Here is a 19,098-nt window from a genome sequence, read left to right as displayed (position 1 = left end):
TTTCTTTAAAAAGATTATCTGCCTATTTTAAAGTAGAGAAAATCTACCGTAAAATGTAATTGTTAATTTTTCACTTTTAATTATAAAGTGTTCCAGCATTTAAGATAGGGGTCGCTGCTTTTTCACCACATAAAACCACCATTAAATTACTTACCATTGCTGCTTTTCTTTCATCATCAAGCTCTACAATATTGTCTTCAGAAAGTTTTTTCAGGGCAAGGTCTACCATTCCTACAGCTCCTTCCACAATCTTCGTTCTTGCAGCAACAATGGCTGTTGCCTGCTGTCTCTGAAGCATCGCTCCCGCAATTTCTGAGGCATAGGCAAGGTGTGAAATTCTTGCTTCCTGAATGATAATTCCAGCTTTTGAAAGACGGTCTGTAAGTTCCTGTTCCAAAATAGAATTAATCTTATCTCCTCCTTCTCTCAAAGTAATCGGAGCATGATCATCTTCTAAATTATCATAAGGGAAGCTCATTGCCAAATGACGCACTGCTGCTTCACTCTGCATTTTTACAAAGTCGGAATAGCGTTCCACATCAAAGGCTGCTTTATAGGTATCTCCTACTTTCCACACCATAACCACAGCAATTTCAATAGGATTTCCCATCTTATCGTTTACTTTTAGCGTTTGCCCCTGCAAGTTTTCAGAACGGAGAGACATTTTCTGTGATGAATATAAAGGGTTAATAAAAAACAAACCGTTTTCTTTCACTGTTCCTACATATTTTCCAAAGAAGTTCAGCACTCTTGAGTGATTAGGCTGAATAATCATAAGCCCTTTCAGGAAAAAGCAGGAAATAAGGAAACAAAGCATTGCCAGTACAACGAAAGTAATACTCTGATCTACTCCGCTGATGAAAAAGTAAACAGCAGCTACAAACAAAATGAGACAAATCACTAATGTCACATAGCCGGACATAGGTTTTAAGATTTTTTCCATATAAATACAGTTTTTAATTTGATATTATTTTGATATCATAAAGATAGTAAATAATTTAGAATTTGGAACTATATATTTTTTTGAGGAGCAAATAATTAAGGCACAAGGTGTCATATGAAAATAAAACCATAAAAAATCCGGGCAAAGAAGGATATAGAAATGATCTTACGGAAAGCCATAAGGAAAACACCAGGCCCTGAAATATTTTTGTAGTAAATAAAAATCAAGATTTTATTATGAAAAAAAATATTTTGTCAGTGGTCATTTTACTATCTGCCATCAATGTTCAGGCGCAGGTAAAACTATACAATACTAACTTACCTTATTTCAATAAGACCAACCTTGTTAAACCTGCAAAAACAGTTAATAATGTAAACTTCCTAACGAAAAAAGCAACCAACATCATCCAGTATAATACTATGGGACAGTTGCATGGAATCAATATTGAATACCGAAACGATACCAGTGTAGGCCTTATCAGATATTACCACAACAACAAACTGATATACATCGCACAGCCTTTCATGAATGGAAATGCTATCCAGAAAGTTTTTAATTTCAATGATAACGGAAGCTATAATGGAGTTCAAGCCTATACATACGTAAGTCCCGATACAAATAAATGGGTCAAAACAGAGTTTATGTACAACAACGGACGATTGGTAAGTATTGATAATGCGTTAAAATTCCCAAACTATACGGTTGATTTTAAAGAAGGAAAATTAAATGGTGAATTTTATTTCTATGACAGCGTCTATTGTTCCTGTTATTATTATGGTTTTGCTCAGGAGGGTAAAATCAAAAATATAGCAAAGTTTGAAATAGGCCAGGACTTATCATTCAGAAAAACCTTTTATATCCTTAAAGATCAATCTATCAAAAGCACAACGGTATTTGATTATAGAACACCATTTATAGAAAACATTGAAATCTCAGGAATTCCTGTAGTTGTAGAAAATAAAAATATACAGGTTGAGAATCATGATAAAAGAATTGTTTTTGACAAGCAGCTTAATTGGATGTTCGTCCTCACATCTAATGAAAAATTACAGGACAATGGTTTAGATGGAATTGACTGGTCAGAAGCATCTGTAGGTCCCCCAAGCCCCTATACTCTTCCACAGAGACAACATTAATATAAAAGAGTCTACTATAGGCTAAGTCTTAACGCCATGAAAAACAATAAATCCCGGAAATTACTTTCCGGGATTTATATTGTATTGTGTATTTGAAGTTTTATTTCTTCGTTAGTGCTTTAAACTTAATATATGACACTGCTGACAGAATGATCATTACAGAGATTCCAATGTAGACCCATGCCGGCACCGGTACTGGATCTCCTGCTGCGTAAGAGTGCAATCCGCTTAAGTAATAGTTCACTCCAAAATAAGTCATTACCATTGAGCAGAATGCAAACATTGTTGCTACGTGGAATGCCCATCTGCTTCTCAGTCCTGGAACTAGTCTCATGTGCAGTACGAAAGCATAAACCATAATAGAAATGAAAGCCCATGTTTCTTTAGGGTCCCAGCTCCAGTATCTTCCCCACGATTCGTTTGCCCAGATTCCTCCAAGGAAGTTTCCTACCGTCAGAGCAAAAAGACCAATCGTTAGTGACATTTCAGAAACGACTACCAATTCTTTCAATGTGGTATCGTGGTGAATTTTATATGTTTCTTTATTTGAAATAATATAGAATATTAAAGACAGTACAGCAATAATCATTGACAAGGCAAAGAAACCATAACTTGATGTAATAATTGCTACGTGAACAATTAGCCAGTAAGATTTCAATACCGGAACAAGCGGCGTAATCTGAGGATCAAGAGCTGAACCTCCGTGCGCAAATCCCATCATGATAACTGCTACCATAAATCCAGAAGCAGGAATCAATGCATTCGCATTTCTATAAAGAATTAAACCTGCTGTAATACCTACCCATGAGATAAAGATAATCGCTTCATATCCGTTACTCCAAGGAGCATGTCCTGAAATATACCATCTTGCCACAAGACCAAGGAAATGACAAATATATCCAATCAATCCCACAGCAATAATCAACTTAATTGCTTTCTTTAATATTTTATTTGGTTTGAATAATTCAACAAATCCAAGAATTAAAAGAAGACCTCCAATGATGGTATAGAAAATCAATAATTTGAAATTGATATCAGCTTTATTCATGAAAACCTCAAGGTCAACTTTAGATTTTGTAGGAACTACTGCTTTTCCCCATTTCTGTTGGTAGTCTGAAAGCTTCGCCAGTTCTGAATCAGCTTTACTCCAGTTTCCAGTTTTCTGAGCGTTAAGTGCTTCTGCAAAATAAGGCCCCATTACTTCCTGAGACTCCATATCCGGTTCAAATTTCTGATCCAGCCATGAGTGCCATGTGTGGTTAGCATCATTCTTTACAGGAACAATTCTCATAAACTGTCCGCTGAAAAACTCATTAAAGATCTGTACTCTTTCGTTAACAGCAATTACTTCTTTATCATAATTGGTTTGTTCAGCTGGTTTTTTACGAAATGCTGTATTATAATCCTGTTCCAGAATATAGTTCAGGTTACCGGTAGCATCCGCAGGGAAAAGGTTCATTAAAGAAGTATAACCGTCCTCATCAGCCTTTGTTTTATTTTTTAGTTCATCACCTCCTTTTGGACCAACTTTAATCATCGGAACCATTGTCCAGCTTGGCGTATCGGTATTAATCGAAAGGAACCATTGGTTAGCCGTCAGAGATTTTCCGTCTGTTCCTTTGAAACTATCATGCTTGTAAAGTTTTCTTAAAACCTCTAAAGCCTGTGTATTCATCGGAATAATTCTTCCTTCGAAATTCTGCACCAATAGATATCCGAACTTATCAGCATGTTCTTTGGTGATTTTATTTCTGGCAATAATCTCATCCGGAGAAATTGATCTCATTTTCCCCATTGGAGTAGCCAGAGAGTTCTGCTGTTTAGGAGAAGCGCCATCAATAGGCTGAGCATGCGTATGTGCATCACCTTCTACATGAATATGCTCTGTGCTTCCGTCTGTTGTACCATGCGTTTCAATTTTCTGAGCGTTTAAGCCTAAACTTAAGAATAACAATAATACAGCCGCCGCTTTTCCTTTCTTTTTGTTAACATCAGTCAACATTTTATTTAATTTCCAGAAGTGTGTTCCTTTCCAGAAGAAAATCACAAACATTCCTAAGAATAGAAGACCGTACCCGATATAAGAAATCAAAGTTCCCCAATAATCGTGGTTTACAGAAAGAACGGTTCCCATTCTGTCCGGATCAAAACTTGACTGGAAGAAACGGTATCCTTTATGGTTAAGAACGTGGTTCATATAAATTTTATAAGGAGTTTCTTTTCCTTCATCAATGATTTTCACATGGCTTTCATAAGCACTTGGAGATGAACTTCCCGGATACGTTTCCATAACGAAGTCATCCAGCTTCAAAGCAAAAGGAGTATTATATACTTTAGGTCCGAATCCTACCATGATATTCAAACCATCCATGGTCACTTGTTTGTAAGCATTTGGATTTCCTTTTTCCACAGAAAGATCAACAAGTTGTTTTGTTTTTGGCCCCTGAAGCTCAATCTGAAGCATATCCGGAACATTTGCATCTTTCTTTCTGTCTCCTTCAATGGCAATTAGTCTTCCTTTTTTAAGACCTTCAGGAACAACAAGTTTCAATTCATTGATGGTATATAAACTTCTCAATGCCAAAGGCTGAAATTCATTTTTCACTGTACTCCCTGTTGCCTGAGTAGCCATCGTCATGTAGCTTGCATCTACAGGAGTTTTAATTGATAGCTTTCCTCCCTCAGTTCTAAATTCAACCGCTCCATCAATTGCTCTGTTGAACGTTACCAGAGTTCCGTTGATTGACTTGGTTTCTCCCGGTTTAATGTAAATGTTCTGTCTTCCGGTATTTCCTGTAGAAACCAGATGCAGATATTCAGCACCGTTGGGCTCAGCCACCAAGCTGTCTTTCTTTCTCTGGATGTATTCTTTAGCGAATACTTTTATTTCTTTTCCGTGAAAGTCATACGTTGCCTGGAAATCTTTGTGTAACGGTGACATCAGATAAGGTACATCCTGATAATTAAGAACATCCCCTTTTTCTTCGACCTGGATTTTAAAGAAATTTTTATCCGTTACGATTTCATTGGAAGTTTCTCCTTCCCGGATGTGCATTGTTCCTTCGAAACTGATGTATCGGGTAATAGCGCCCCCAATGAAAATGAAAACAAACGCAAGGTGAAAAACCAGAACGGGCCATTTATCCTTTTTCCACAGTCTGTATCTTCCGATATTTCCTATGAAGTTAAGAATAAGCAGCACCATGATCAGTTCAAACCATTTTGCTTCATAAATTAATGCTTTTGCTGTAGGAGTTCCGTAGTCGTTTTCTAAGAATGTTGCATAAGCCATCGCAAATGCGTACCCCAGTAACAATACAGCCATTGTCCTGGTTGAGATAATAATATCTTGGAGCTTCTTCATGTTTTATTGTACTTGACATGCAAAAATAAGGATGATAAACCACAAAGAGCTTAAAAAAAGCTGTTTTTTATCACTTTAGAGCCCATTCAGCTTATTTTGAACCATTCTTAATAACCCCGAAAACATTAAGAAAAATTCAATTTTGGAATCCGAAAAAATATACATTTATAATTCCTATACAGGTAATTGAAGTCTTCTATATGCTCACATTCAAAAACAACATAACAATCACATTTGCAATATTTTACAATACAAACAACATGAAAACTAAAAAATAAATCATTAAATATCCATTTTCGAAGGAAATAGTCTTTTCGAATTTACTACCTATTTATGATTTTAAAATTTTAAAAATTCTCACAGGAACTTGGATCAATATTTGTTTCTTATCCCCAAAAATAAACTTCAGATCACGTTTTAATAGGGGTTAGAAATGATATAGGAAAAATATCTTAAAATTCCGTTTTGTTTCAAAAAAAATAACCCTAAATTAGGCTTTCTTTAGAGTAAAAAAGATTCATTTAATGTTGAAAAAACATTAAATTTGCCACATTGATATTATGGACAAAAAGACACAAAAAAAACCGACTGAATCGCCTGATAAAGGCAGAATTTTATCTAAGCCACGTATTTTTTTCGGGCTTACTTTTATACTTTTTTCTGCTGTTCTTGCTTTCTCTTTCATCTCTTATTTAATGAACTGGAAAGCAGATCAAAGCCAGGCAGGCACCATGCTCGATAAAAGTATAAAATCTTCAAATGTATTTGGGAAAGCAGGAGACTGGCTTGGAAATATTTTCATTTTTGAAAGTATTGGCATTGCCTCATTTATTATAGCCTTCTTATTTTTAGTCGTAGGAACTCTTATCCTTAAAAAGAAAATTTTCAAGCCGTGGAAAACCATTGGCCACTCTTTATTTTTTATCTGCTGGCTGCCTATTTTTATGGGAGCGCTTACCAAAGGTCAGGGTGTTTTAGGGGGAGTGTATGGTTATCAAATTATGGACTACCTTAATGCCATTATCGGAACGGTAGGTTTATGGACTGTACTGGCAGCAAGTATTCTTTTATATTTTATTTTGGAATTCAATCTTCGTCCAAGCTCCATCAAAGCCAAACTGAATAAGCTTAATGAAAATACCATTGGGAAAGTAAAATCTATGATCCCGGATTCTGAAGAAGACTTTGAGGCAGATGAAGAACTGAAAGAAGAGATCGAAGAAGTAGACACAAAGGAAGACATTGCCCCTAACGTTACCGTAAGTGAGGTAACTACTACTCCTCAAAATCCTATCAATATTACAAAACCACAGCCTCAGATTAATACTCCTAAAGGATTTTCTGAAACCGCTTCTACTGATATAGAAACGATTGTTACCCCTAATCACACTTCTTTTGATGCAGAGCCTAAAGATTTTTCACAGCCTCTTAATTTAAATCTTTCCACCAAACCAGTTGTTCCGGTTTCAAGTCCTGAAGAGGCTTTTGACATCAGGCCATCAACTCCATCACCTTCAATAGCGGCTCCTGTAGTGGAAGATATTAAATTTAATGTAGAAGTAGCTCCGGTGATTGATATTCTTGATGATTCGGAAAGAAAGTCTCAGGAACTGGTAGAAAAACATGGTCTTTATGATCACCGTTTAGATCTTGCCAACTTCCAAATGCCACCAGTAGAATTATTGAAGGATTATGGGAATGAAGAAATTTCTATCAATAAAGAAGAATTAGAAGAAAATAAAAATAAGATTGTAGGATTGCTGAAAAACTTCAACGTAGGCATTGCAGAAATCAAAGCTACAATTGGTCCAACAGTTACATTATACGAAATTGTACCTGAAGCGGGTATCCGAGTTGCCGCCATTAAAAAACTGCAGGATGATATTGCCTTGAACCTTTCAGCCTTGGGAATCAGAATTATTGCACCAATGCCTGGAAAAGGGACAATCGGTATCGAAGTGCCGAGAAAAAACCCTACAATGGTTTCTATGCGTTCGGTAATTGCTTCTCACAAATTCCAGAATACGGATATGGATCTTCCGGTAGTTTTCGGAAAAACAATCTCTAACGAAGTTTTCATGGCCGACCTTGCCAAAATGCCTCACTTATTGATGGCCGGAGCGACAGGTCAGGGTAAATCTGTCGGGATTAATGCTATTCTTACTTCCCTTCTCTATAAAAAACACCCAAGTGAACTGAAGTTCGTTATGGTAGATCCTAAGAAAGTGGAACTTTCATTATATTCAAAAATTGAAAGACATTATCTTGCAAAACTTCCGGATGTAGACGAGGCAATCATTACGGATACTAATAAAGTGATCAATACTCTGAATTCTCTGTGTATTGAAATGGACACCCGATATGACCTTCTTAAAAATGCCTTCTGTAAAAATTTAAAAGAGTACAATAAGAAATTCACAGAAAGAAAACTGAATCCTGAAAACGGACACAGATACCTTCCTTATATCGTACTGGTTGTAGATGAGTTTGCAGATTTGATCATGACAGCAGGAAAAGAGGTTGAATTACCTATTGCCAGACTGGCGCAGCTTGCAAGAGCCGTGGGAATTCACCTTATTGTTGCCACTCAAAGACCATCAGTAAATGTAATTACAGGTATGATTAAAGCCAACTTCCCGGCAAGAGCTGCTTTCAGGGTAATTTCCAGTGTAGATTCAAGGACGATTCTTGATTCTACAGGAGCAGACCAGCTGATTGGTAAAGGAGATATGCTTTATTTCAACGGAAATGAAATTCTAAGACTTCAGTGTGCATTCGTAGATACACCAGAGGTAGAAAAGATCGCAGAATATATCGGAGAGCAGAAAGGATATGCTTCTGCATTTTTACTTCCGGAATATGTTTCCGAAGACTCTTCATCAAGTTCAGCCGGAACATTTGATCCTAATGAAAAAGATGCTTTATTTGAAGATGCCGCAAGAATTATTGTTTCCACACAGCAGGGATCTACTTCGATGCTTCAGAGACAGCTGAAACTGGGATACAACAGAGCCGGAAGAATTATGGATCAGCTTGAAGCAAGCGGAATTGTAGGAGGCTTTAATGGAGCCAAAGCGAGAGAGGTTATCATTAGCGATCTTCATTCTTTGGAACAGTTTTTGGAAGATCTGCGTAGCTAAGGGATAAACTGAAGGTTTCAACCTTTACAATTAAAAAATGTCTAAAGATTATTAAATAGAAAAATGAAAAATATTATTTCAAAAGTTATATTAGGAAGTTTTGTAGTAGGTGCAGTAGGAATAGCAAACGCTCAGAAGATTGATGCTAAAGCTAAAAAAATCCTTGATGACATCACCGCTAACTATAATTCCAAGAAAAATTCTTACTTCAAATTCTCTTTTGGAAGTGGCTTAAATGGTCAAGTGACAAAAAGTGAACCTGGTATTTATTATGCTGCAGGGGAAAAATACAAACTGAAGATCATGGATACAGAACAGATCTTCGACGGAAGTAAAATCTACAACATCAACGCGGATGATATGGAAGTAACGATTGCCAAACCCAACGGAAGCAGTACCATGTTCTCCCCTATCAACTACCTGACTACGTACAGAAATGACTATAACGTAACGTATAACGGTAAGAAAATGGTAAATGGAGTAAATGCGGACTTCATTAAACTTACTCCGGTAAAATCAAATGGAATAACGGCGGTTTATCTTTTTGTAGACTCTGCGAAGAAACAAATGGTGAAACTGGAACAGCACGGAAGCAATAAAGATGTGGCAGTGATTGCCATAAAGGAATATAAAGAGAACCAACAGCTGGATCCTAATATGTTTGTTTTTGATAAAAATAAATATAAAAACTACGTAGTTACAGAACTTTAAAAAGTAAAAAGGCAGATTTCTCAATCCGCTTTAGAAAAAAAATAACAAAATATAAAAGCCACAAGTAAAATTTGTGGCTTTTTGATTAATTTTGGCGCATGTTAAAAATACTAGACCGATATATCATAAAAACCTTCTTTGGGCCGTTTTTCTTTATATTCAGCGTATTGTTTTTCATTTTCATTGTAAACATTATCTGGGTTCAATTGGGGCAATTTATGGGAAAAGGATTAAGCTACTGGCAGATCCTGAAACTTCTTTTCTATCTTGGGGTGAACGTTATCAGTATGGTTCTCCCTCTCACCATTCTGTTGGCAAGCATCATGTCATTCGGGGAATTTGGGGAGCGGTATGAGCTTGCAGCTATGAAAGCCGCGGGAATTCCTTTAACAAGAGTTATGACTCCTCTATTTGGTATTGCAACCATACTTGCTGTAATGCTTTTCTTCTTTTCCAATAATATCATTCCGGATTTTCAGAAGAAAGCTAAAAATATGCTTTTCAATATTGCTCAGACAAAGCCTGCCATCAACTTTACACCAGGACAGTTCATTGATCAGATTCCTGGATATATGGTAAAATTTGACAAGATCTATGGTGAGAATGGAGAAAATATTGAAGGCGTTTTTGTTCATAAAAAAGCAAATACGTACGAAAACCAACAATCTGTGGTGGCCGAAAAAGGACAGTTTGTTCCTGCCAGCAACAAAAATTTCCTGAAACTTGTTCTTTATAACGGATACGTATTCGAGGATGCCTTTGCAGGGAAAGGCGACAATGTAAGACAGAAACAACCTGATCAGGCTATTAAGTTTGACACTTTGGTTTCTCACTTCGACATCAGTGAAATCATTAATAAAGCAATCGAAAAAGAGCAGATCACGGATGACTACCGTTTCCAGACCTATAACCAGCTTAATGAAACGGTTGACAGAAGTAAAAAAGAGAATAAAAAATTCTTTGATAATATCGGATATGAAGTACTGAGCCAGACCAACTCTGTGATCAGCTATATGGATAAGGGAAACAAACATAAGGTTGCTCCTAAAGCTCAGATCAAATTAGATTCTGTAAAAGGGGATAAGAAACTTGATATGATCTACTACTCTTACAACCGATTGGAGAACCTTAAAAGCACGCTGGAATCTAAAAAGAATGAGTTCAGTACCAATGTAAAATACTTCAGCAAAGTAGTGATTTACCAGCAGAGGATTATTTCTTATTCGGTTACGTGTATTATTTTCTTCCTTATTGGAGCCAGTTTAGGATCCATCATCAGAAAAGGAGGTATGGGGCTTCCGGTAATTATTGCGATCGTGATCTTCATTATTTTCTACGTTATGAATGTAGGAGTGGAAAACATGTCCTGGAGCGGAAAACTGAATCCTTATCTGGCAGCATGGCTTCCTAACTTTATCCTCTTTCCTTTTGGAGTCTGGATGACTTATAAAGCGCTTACAGATTCACAGCTATTTGATGCTGAAAAATACAAAGTGTTCTTTAAACCTATTACGAAACTCTTTGTTAAGAATAAAGAGCATCAGAGATACCAATAAATGTAATTTAAAATTCAGCCATAAAAAGATCCGGAATGTCCGGATCTTTTGTTTTTAAGAATATAAATTTTCTTGTCATTCATAAACATATCAAGATAAAGAGATCAGCTTCCCATTTTTACTAAAATTTTGAATTCATCATTATGTTAAAGGAAAAATATATCTTTGCCGGAGATTTAAATATAACCATGAAAAAAATACTACTTATGGCCTTTCTAGGGTTTATTTCGCTGAATATCTATGCTCAGGAAGAAACAGCATCTTATAACGGAGAGAAATACGGATACATTATCGACAAAGCAGGAAAAAAGACTGAAGGTGTTGTAAGGCTTCACGGAAGTTATTACAGCCCATGGCAAAATCAGCTGAAAGTAAAATTTGCTGCCCCTGCTGATATTGATAAGGTAAAAAACAAAATTAAATATAAAAACTACGATGCTGACGACATCAAAGAATACATGTTATATGAAGGAGATACTCCCAGGATTTTCCAATCTGTAAAATACTCGAACGCAAGAGAAGCGATGAATACTTCTGACGATATCACAGGATTAAGTGCAGGATTGAAAGCTATCAATAACCTTTCAAGGAATTCTCAGTTTGCGGAAGTTGTAGCGGAGGGTAAGATTACAGTGTATAAGCTGTACGGCTATCCGTCATCTGTTACAGCCAACAGTGCCAATGGTGTATCCAGGGAAGAAACTGAAAGACTGCAGAAATACCCCAACTATATCTATTCTAAGAAAGGGGGAAAAGTAGAAGAACTTACTCCGGCAAAAGCAAAAATTATCATTGCAGATTGTCCTTACACAAAAGCAAAGATGACAAAAGGCGAATATGGCTCACTGAAAAATGAAGAGAAAAAAAGAACAGGTCTTGGAAAATTTATCAGAGAAGAGATCAGTAATTCTATGACGGATAAAATGAGCCTCATCAATGAAGTGATCTATGATTACAACGAAAACTGTAAATAAGAGTCAGTTGACAAAATAAGATACTTTATAAAAGAAAAGCGGTTTTTTCAATAAAACCGCTTTTTATATGTTTAGAATTTATCCCTTTTATACTATTATAAGGTAGACCGAACTTTTAAAACTTATAAATAAAAGCATTAATATTCATGCCAGCTCCTACGGAAGCAAATAAAACGACATCTCCTTTCTCAATTTTATGATGTTCCAGTTCATCATTTAAAATCATGGTCAGCAAAGATGGAATGGTAGCCACACTGCTGTTTCCCAGTTTGTGAATCACCATCGGCATTATATTTTCCGGAACAGGTGTTTCGTATAATTGATAAAATCGGTTCACAATAGCTTCATCCATTTTTTCATTAGCTTGATGAATGATGATCTTATTCAAATCAGAAATCGAGTATCCGCTGTTATCAAGACATTTTTTCATGGCATCAGGAACATTCAGTAAAGCAAATTCATATATCTTTCTTCCATCCATCTTAATGTATCGTATGGTTGGACAGTTTTCATTATTATATGACTTTCCAAAATACAGATAATCTTTCTCCTCAAATGTATAAGAAGCTGACAAATGTGCCTTTATTCCCACATCGTCAGTATGATTCGCCTCCAAAATAGCAGCACCCGCACCATCTGCATAAATCATACTGTCTCTATCATGAATATCTGCCACGCGGGATAACGTCTCGGCACCAATCACTAAACAGCGTTTCGCAATACCGGCCTTAATAAAAGCGTTTGCCTGAATCACCCCTTCAATCCATCCCGGACATCCAAAAACCACATCATATGCTACACAAAAATTATTTCTTATTCCGAGCAAATGCTTTACTCTTGCTGCAAGACTGGGCACCATATCGGACTGAACGGTTCCCGATCGGACATCTCCAAAATTATGCGCAAATATGATATAGTCAAGAGTTTCAGGGTCTATCTTAGCATTTTCTATTGCTGAACGAGCAGCAATGTACCCCAAATCCGAAGTTACTTCTGTACTGCGAGCGTATCTTCTCTCTTCAATACCTGTAATTTTTTTTAACTTGTCTGTAATGGAGGCATTATTTTCTTTTAATAATATCCCTTGCTCATTAAGAAAAACATGTTGATCAAAAAATAAGTTGGTTATTGTTTCAGATGGAATGTAATTACCTACCCCGATAATCTTTGTCATTAATTAAATATTTAATTTCTTGTTTATAATAAAACTGGAGAAATAACTCTCTCAGTATATAACGAGCTAACGTAAGAACTTATCAATATATTATAGGCTTTGAAAGTATTATTATAAAAAACCTAAAGAAATAATATGCAGTCCTCAGTATCTCTGCTGTTAAAGATAACAAAACCTAATGATATAAAAAAAAGAGGTTTCTCAAAGAAACCTCCTTATTATTTCAAAAACTGAAAATTATACTTTCATAATTTCAGCCTCTTTTGTCTTAAGATGCTCGTCGCAAAGTTTTACATATTTATCTGTATAAGATTGAATCTCTTCTTCTACTCCTTTCACAACATCTTCAGAAACTCCGTCCAGTCTTTTAAGCTCTTTCAAACCGTCCTGTCTTGCGTTTCTTACTGTTACTTTAGTCTGCTCAGCTTCTCCTTTAGCCTGTTTTGCAAGCTCTCTTCTTCTTTCTTCTGTTAAAGGTGGAACATTAAGGATGATATTTTCTCCATTATTAGAAGGTGCAAAACCTAAGTTTGAGTTGATGATCGCTTTTTCAATAGCATTAATCGCAGTTCTGTCCCAAGGTTGAATAGAGATTGTCATTGCATCCGGTACAGAAACATTGGCAACCTGGTTGATAGGAGTCGGAGCTCCGTAATATTCTACCATTACATCCTGAACCATAGCTGTAGAAGCACGTCCTGCTCTAATTCTTTGAAATGCATGATCCAAGTGCTTTACAGCCGCATCCATGTCCTGTCTTACAGATTCTAATATAAGATCTAATTCTTCCATTATTATAGTATAGTTTGATAAATTACACATTTTAATATAATCTGAAAATCAAATAGTTAAATAATACCAATCGCCTATTTAAAGCTGTTTTTTACTGTTTTTTTACTATTTTTTACTATTCAGTGGTGCAAAAATAATGATTGTTTTTGATATTTCAGCAAAGCAATATTTCATTCTTTAGAATTTAAGCTTTTATTATACAGCAAAAGAGATCAATTCAATCTCTTTTATTTATTACCAGTTGTTACTTGTCTCGTGTTTTTTGTTCATTGCTTCTTTTAATCCAGATATAACTTCATTCATTCGCATGTCTGTTTTTTCTTTTATATCCAGCCATGGACCTTTTCTTAGAAATACATCTTTTGATTTATCTGGCTTCTCACTTAGAGTTAATAATCCATAGTTAATTGCGCTATTTTTTCTGCAATCTGTGCCTTCATGAACAAGAGAATGTAGCACATACTTATACCGACCATCTTTTGGATATATATTTATTTTGAAATTTACATATCCAATAGTACATAAGGCGCCTACAAAAATCCTTTTTGTAAAATAACGTACTCTCCCACTTCCTGTTAGTTCTCCAGCTTCTTTATCATCAATTGTAAACACTTCACCCTCATCCTTAAAATTTTTGGCCAGATAAGTTCTACCTCTTCTATAAAGCTCTTCCTTCGTAATTGTTGAATCCACCTTTACTACTTCCTCATATTTTAATTCTTGAGAAAAAATAAAAGGAGAAATAAATACTGATATTACCAAAATGCAGTTTTTAAACTTTACCATTTCTCGGACGTATGTTTAATTAATTCTTTATCAAAATTTCGCACAAATGTATTGGTAAATGCTTCTGCAAACGAAACCGCATTTTCAATTCTTACTATTCCTCTGCTATTAAATAAATACCCAATAGATGCTTCGCTTTTTGTTTCAGTATTTAGTAAATACATGAAAGATGGTTTAATCATTATTTTTTCATCTTTAAAATTTAGCTCATACTTATTGACTACTTTCCATACATTTGCCCCTTTCCTATTGATAAATATCGTTCTCGAGCTTTGACTTGTTATTTCAACAATTATCTGATTATTTTCAGACTCTATTATATGATCAAATTTTAAATCATACTTTTTTGGAAGGTTATTTTTTACCAAAGAGAATAATTCTTGTATTTTCTTTCCAGGAAATTCTAGAACGACATAGTTTTTTGATTTGTCATCTTTGAGTTTATAATTATCCTCAGTTAAAACAAATTCCTGAGAAAAAACAAATGTTCCAATCAAAACAAATATTAAAAATAATATTTTTTTCATGTTATAATTTTCCCACAAATATAGAAATACTCTAAGTTCACATTTTATGGAAACCCGTACTTATGGGGCTTGTAAGAATTATTTTTTTACATTTCAAAACAATTCACCTTATAAAGTTATATATCACTAGTTAAATATACCATTCAAAGCTCCTTTTATTATTGGAGAAATTCAAGTACAAATACCTATTGGAAACATCGGTTATTTCCCCTTACAGATATCTCTTTTTTTATAGCGTATTTTACTTTATCGAAAATTTAATATATAAACAACAAAAGATACCACCCATCATACAATAAACAGACAAGAATAAGCAGCATGAAAAATATTCAGACCAAAAAAATCTGGATCACGTCAATGGAAAACAGGTCTTGATTATTGCAAATATTAATTTTAAAACATTCAGATTATGACAAATCCCTCTTTAGATGCCTATCAGCAGGTATTTGGCCTGGCTTGTTTGGCAGACCGTGCGGCACAGTACAACGGAAATCAAGCTCAATTGCAGCAACAGCTTCAGTATGATTTATCCTATTATTTCAACAATGTTCCGCCCGTGGAAATAATGAACCAGACAGAACCTTCGACAGCCGATCCCTCCATTCCTCCATTGCTGGGAAACTGGAATCTTGTTTGGGGACCTGCCCTGATTGAAGAAACTGATGAAGACGGCAATCCGACCGGTGTTGCTGATAATGCATTATATGTAGTTCAATGTGACAGCGTTGCTTTTCCCGGAGGTCCTACCATCCCTGCTTATGTAGTGGCTATTGCGGCGACCAATCCTTCCTCACTTTACGATTGGGAAACAGAGGATTTTTCAGTATCAGAGATTGTTAACTGGACAACCTACAATCCTTCTGATTTTACTCCGTCTGCATATAATGGTTCTGATCCTTATATTTCAAAAGGTACTGCTACCGGTATCAGTATCCTCCTTAATCTCACAACGGTAGAAACGGCAGCATCGCCTAACACAACCCTCGAAAAGTTTCTTACAAGTTTGAACCCGGATCCGAACACCGCTATTATTTTTTGTGGACACAGCCTTGCCGGAGCATTATCTCCTACTCTTGCATTATATTTAAAAGAGCATGCATTACTGGATGCTTTTGCTTTTACTCTTGCATATCCTACTGCAGGCCCTACCCCTGGTGACATCGCTTTTGCTGAAAGATTCAACACAACTTTTCCTCCATTACCAGAGGGTTGGATATTACAACCCAGAGATTATCAGCATTGGAATACGATGCATTGGAATGATCTGGATGTTGTTCCACATGCCTGGGCAAATGAAGATCTGCAACTGATTGCAAAAATATATGGAGAGTCAACAGATTTCTTCACAGGTTTAAAGCTTGATGCTCTACAGAAAATTGCGATCGATGATGGATCAAAATCAGGAGCTCCTTATACAAGAATACACAACCAGCCACTTCCGGGAACTATTCAAAGTACATATGGAAGCCATTCTATGAATACACCTCCTCAGTCTTTAAATGATTATTTTTACCAGTTGGCTTCACAACATACAGATCTGTACACAGGTACTGAAGATAGCAACGGCAATCCATTATACGGCCTCATTCTACCACAGCCTATTCCACTTCCTACAACCAACAATCCCTTACCTTTAGTACCGGGAGTAACGAAAGTGACAAAGGACGAAATGATCTTAAAAGTCATCAACCAAATTATAGATTGGATCCTGTCTCATCTGGTATTGTCACAACAAGAAAACAGTTTGCAGAAAGCTGAAACCGATGAAGTTCAAAATTTTTAATTTTCGGAATGTTATCCATACAAAAAGCACCTGTACAGCCCAAAACTGTAGCAGGTGCTTTTAATTTTATATTACTTACAATGTTATGATACCATCAATTGTAAGTTGTATTTTTTTATGACACTTTATTTCTCAAAGTAATTTAAATACCTTAAAAATAGTATATAATTTACAACAGATTTATAAAGTACATGTTAAGCAAATGATAACTGATGTGTAATAATGATTAATTTTTCACATTATTCATCCGAAATTCTGAAGTCAGATTATAAATCAACCAGAGTTCCTACATTTTCACCATCTACGATTTTCTCTAAATTCCCGTCTTTATTCATGTCGAATACGATGATCGGCAATTTATTTTCGTGGCTTAAAGTAAATGCAGTCATATCCATTACTTTAAGGTTTTTCTCAAATACTTCATCAAAAGATAATGAGTTGTATTTTACCGCATCTGCATTCTTTTCAGGATCGCTGTCGTAGATTCCGTCCACTCTTGTTCCTTTCAGAATTACATCTGCTCCTATTTCGATAGCTCTTAAAGTAGCAGCGGTATCTGTAGTAAAATAAGGGTTTCCTGTTCCCGCCCCGAAGATTACAACTCTTCCTTTTTCAAGGTGTCTCACTGCTCTTCTTTTGATGAAAGGCTCAGCCACTTTATCCATTTCGATAGCAGACTGAAGTCTTGTTTTGATTCCTGCATCTTCCAGAGCTCCCTGTAATGCCATTCCATTGATAACGGTAGCAAGCATTCCCATATAATCACCCTGCACTCTATCCATTCCTTTTGCAGCCCCTGCTACACCACGGAAAATGTTTCCTCCTCCAATGACGATCGCTACTTCACAGCCTTTCTCAACTACTTTTTTGATCTCAGCAGCATATTCCTGCAGTCTTTCATTGTCAATACCGTACTGTCTGTTCCCCATTAATGCCTCTCCGCTTAGTTTCAGAAGGATTCTTTTATATTTCATCTTTTATTTTTAGTAACTTTTTATTAGTGTCGGTTTCCCCGAAATTTGATTTTGCAAATATAATCATTAAAAATATTGATAAAAGAAAAATATTTAATTAGAAATAATGTTAGAAATATTTTGAAAAGTACGAAAAAGGATTATTTTTGCATTAATTATAAATTGAGTTGAAGAAAATTATCATTTTTTCATTATTTCTATCAGGAATTGTTTCTTATGCACAAACAGGAACAAACGTCTATCCGTTTTTAAATGTACCTGTATCCGCAAGACAGGCTGCTTTGGGTGGAGATGCAATTTCGATAAGAGATTATGATGTTTCCTTTGCTATTGCAAACCCGGCCCTTTTAAATAAAGATTCAGACAAGCAGCTTTCTGTAAATGCTACAGCCTACCTTGCCGATTCTAAATACGGAACTATAGCCTATGCTAAAGACTTTGATAATGGTCACATGGCCACCATCAATGCCAGATACATGAGCTACGGAAGTATTCCAAGAACGGATGAAAGTGGTTTTCAGGATGGAGAGTTCAAAGCTTCAGATGTTGCCATCGGTGCGGGCTATGCCTACCAGTTTGAAGAAGACTGGACAATAGGTGGAGGGCTTAACTTCATTACCTCAAAAATTGATAATTATACTTCTTCCGCCATTTCAGGAACGGCGGGAATTACCTATCACAACAAAAAGAACAAAGAAGTACTTTCTCTTGTTCTGAGAAATTTCGGTTTTCAGCTGAAATCTTTCAATGGAGAAAGAGAGAATCTTCCGTTCAGAATAGATTTGGGGTATACCAAAACTTTAAAAAACTTTCCTCTAGCCATCACTGTTACAGCACATGATCTTCAGGAATTCAATATTTCCCAGGACCTTAATAAAGACGGGCAAAAAGTAAATGCGGGAAGAAAAATTGCAGACCATTTCTCATTAGGCGCAGAGCTTTTCCCTGACAAAAACTTTAACATCCGCTTGGGGTATAATGTAAAAAGAGGAAACGAGCTTGCTGTTGCAGACCAAAGAAACTTCTCAGGACTTTCCGGAGGATTTGGGGTGAAAGTATCAAGATTCCGTATAGATTATGCTCACATCAGATATCACAACTCCTCGAATGTCAACCAGATAGGTATTTCCATGGATCTTTCCAGCCACAGAGGAGAATAACTGACAGGCTGGGAAATTCTTAAAATAAGTAAGAAATTTATCCGCTTCTCTTGATTTTTAAGAAAAAATCTTGAAATT

14 protein-coding genes are annotated in these 19,098 nt (G+C 35.9%); 7 read left to right on the top strand and 7 right to left on the bottom strand.

The features are described 5' to 3' along the window. Nucleotides 1–76 precede the first annotated feature (76 nt). Nucleotides 77–943, bottom strand: a complete 867-nt coding sequence (locus ACQ76T_RS05135) for an SPFH domain-containing protein (protein ID WP_431342256.1) — start codon at nt 941–943, stop codon at nt 77–79. Nucleotides 944–1,179: 236 nt separating this feature from the next. Between ACQ76T_RS05135 and ACQ76T_RS05130 the strand changes: the two genes are divergently transcribed. Continuing rightward, complete coding sequence (locus tag ACQ76T_RS05130) at nt 1,180–2,079, top strand: hypothetical protein (protein WP_431342255.1); 900 nt, start codon at nt 1,180–1,182, stop codon at nt 2,077–2,079. 100 nt (nt 2,080–2,179) lie between these two features. On the opposite strand, the gene ccsA is transcribed toward ACQ76T_RS05130, so the two are convergent. Then, nucleotides 2,180–5,443, bottom strand: coding sequence for a cytochrome c biogenesis protein CcsA (gene ccsA, locus ACQ76T_RS05125; protein ID WP_431342254.1), 3,264 nt, complete (start codon nt 5,441–5,443; stop codon nt 2,180–2,182). A gap of 560 nt (nt 5,444–6,003) precedes the next feature. On the opposite strand from ccsA, the gene ACQ76T_RS05120 reads away from it, so the two are divergent. From ACQ76T_RS05120 to ACQ76T_RS05105, 4 genes are all read left to right on the top strand, one after another. Beyond that, nucleotides 6,004–8,583, top strand: coding sequence for a DNA translocase FtsK 4TM domain-containing protein (locus ACQ76T_RS05120; protein WP_431342253.1), 2,580 nt, complete (start codon nt 6,004–6,006; stop codon nt 8,581–8,583). A 63-nt stretch (nt 8,584–8,646) separates the two neighbouring features. Beyond that, entirely contained in the window at nt 8,647–9,294 is a 648-nt protein-coding gene (locus ACQ76T_RS05115; RefSeq protein WP_431342252.1) for a LolA family protein, read from the top strand. Nucleotides 9,295–9,392: 98 nt separating this feature from the next. Then, nucleotides 9,393–10,850, top strand: coding sequence for an LptF/LptG family permease (locus ACQ76T_RS05110; RefSeq protein WP_431342251.1), 1,458 nt, complete (start codon nt 9,393–9,395; stop codon nt 10,848–10,850). Between the two features lie 188 nt (nt 10,851–11,038). Further along, entirely contained in the window at nt 11,039–11,824 is a 786-nt protein-coding gene (locus ACQ76T_RS05105; RefSeq protein ID WP_431342250.1) for a hypothetical protein, read from the top strand. Between the two features lie 115 nt (nt 11,825–11,939). Here ACQ76T_RS05105 and ACQ76T_RS05100 read toward each other — a convergent pair whose 3' ends face one another. The 4 genes from ACQ76T_RS05100 to ACQ76T_RS05085 all read right to left on the bottom strand — a co-directional run bounded on the left by ACQ76T_RS05100 (nt 11,940) and on the right by ACQ76T_RS05085 (nt 15,103). Further along, complete coding sequence (locus tag ACQ76T_RS05100; RefSeq protein WP_431342249.1) at nt 11,940–12,998, bottom strand: 3-oxoacyl-ACP synthase III family protein; 1,059 nt, start codon at nt 12,996–12,998, stop codon at nt 11,940–11,942. A gap of 237 nt (nt 12,999–13,235) precedes the next feature. Continuing rightward, nucleotides 13,236–13,790: a ribosome recycling factor gene (gene frr, locus ACQ76T_RS05095; protein ID WP_431342248.1), complete on the bottom strand. Its 555-nt coding sequence runs from the start codon at nt 13,788–13,790 to the stop codon at nt 13,236–13,238. Nucleotides 13,791–14,024: 234 nt separating this feature from the next. Further along, on the bottom strand, nt 14,025–14,576 hold the full coding sequence (locus tag ACQ76T_RS05090) for a DUF4468 domain-containing protein (RefSeq protein WP_431342247.1): 552 nt from the start codon (nt 14,574–14,576) through the stop codon (nt 14,025–14,027). Continuing rightward, on the bottom strand, nt 14,570–15,103 hold the full coding sequence (locus ACQ76T_RS05085; RefSeq protein ID WP_431342246.1) for a hypothetical protein: 534 nt from the start codon (nt 15,101–15,103) through the stop codon (nt 14,570–14,572). Before ACQ76T_RS05085 ends, ACQ76T_RS05090 begins: the two co-directional genes overlap by 7 nt. A gap of 409 nt (nt 15,104–15,512) precedes the next feature. Here ACQ76T_RS05085 and ACQ76T_RS05080 point away from each other — a divergent pair, with 409 nt between their 5' ends. Further along, nucleotides 15,513–16,886 carry a lipase family protein gene (locus ACQ76T_RS05080; RefSeq protein WP_431342245.1) on the top strand — a complete coding sequence of 458 codons (1,374 nt, stop codon included), beginning with the start codon at nt 15,513–15,515 and terminating at the stop codon, nt 16,884–16,886. A gap of 266 nt (nt 16,887–17,152) precedes the next feature. Here the strand turns inward: ACQ76T_RS05080 and pyrH are convergent, their stop codons facing one another. Next, complete coding sequence (gene pyrH, locus ACQ76T_RS05075) at nt 17,153–17,860, bottom strand: UMP kinase (RefSeq protein WP_076355472.1); 708 nt, start codon at nt 17,858–17,860, stop codon at nt 17,153–17,155. A gap of 167 nt (nt 17,861–18,027) precedes the next feature. On the opposite strand from pyrH, the gene porQ reads away from it, so the two are divergent. Further along, nucleotides 18,028–19,020: a type IX secretion system protein PorQ gene (gene porQ / locus ACQ76T_RS05070; protein ID WP_431342244.1), complete on the top strand. Its 993-nt coding sequence runs from the start codon at nt 18,028–18,030 to the stop codon at nt 19,018–19,020. Nucleotides 19,021–19,098: the final 78 nt, after the last annotated feature.

The sequence above is a fragment of the Chryseobacterium sp. JK1 genome (genome assembly GCF_050632815.1).
Lineage (GTDB): Bacteria > Bacteroidota > Bacteroidia > Flavobacteriales > Weeksellaceae > Chryseobacterium.
This window is presented reverse-complemented; position numbering and strand designations above follow the sequence as displayed.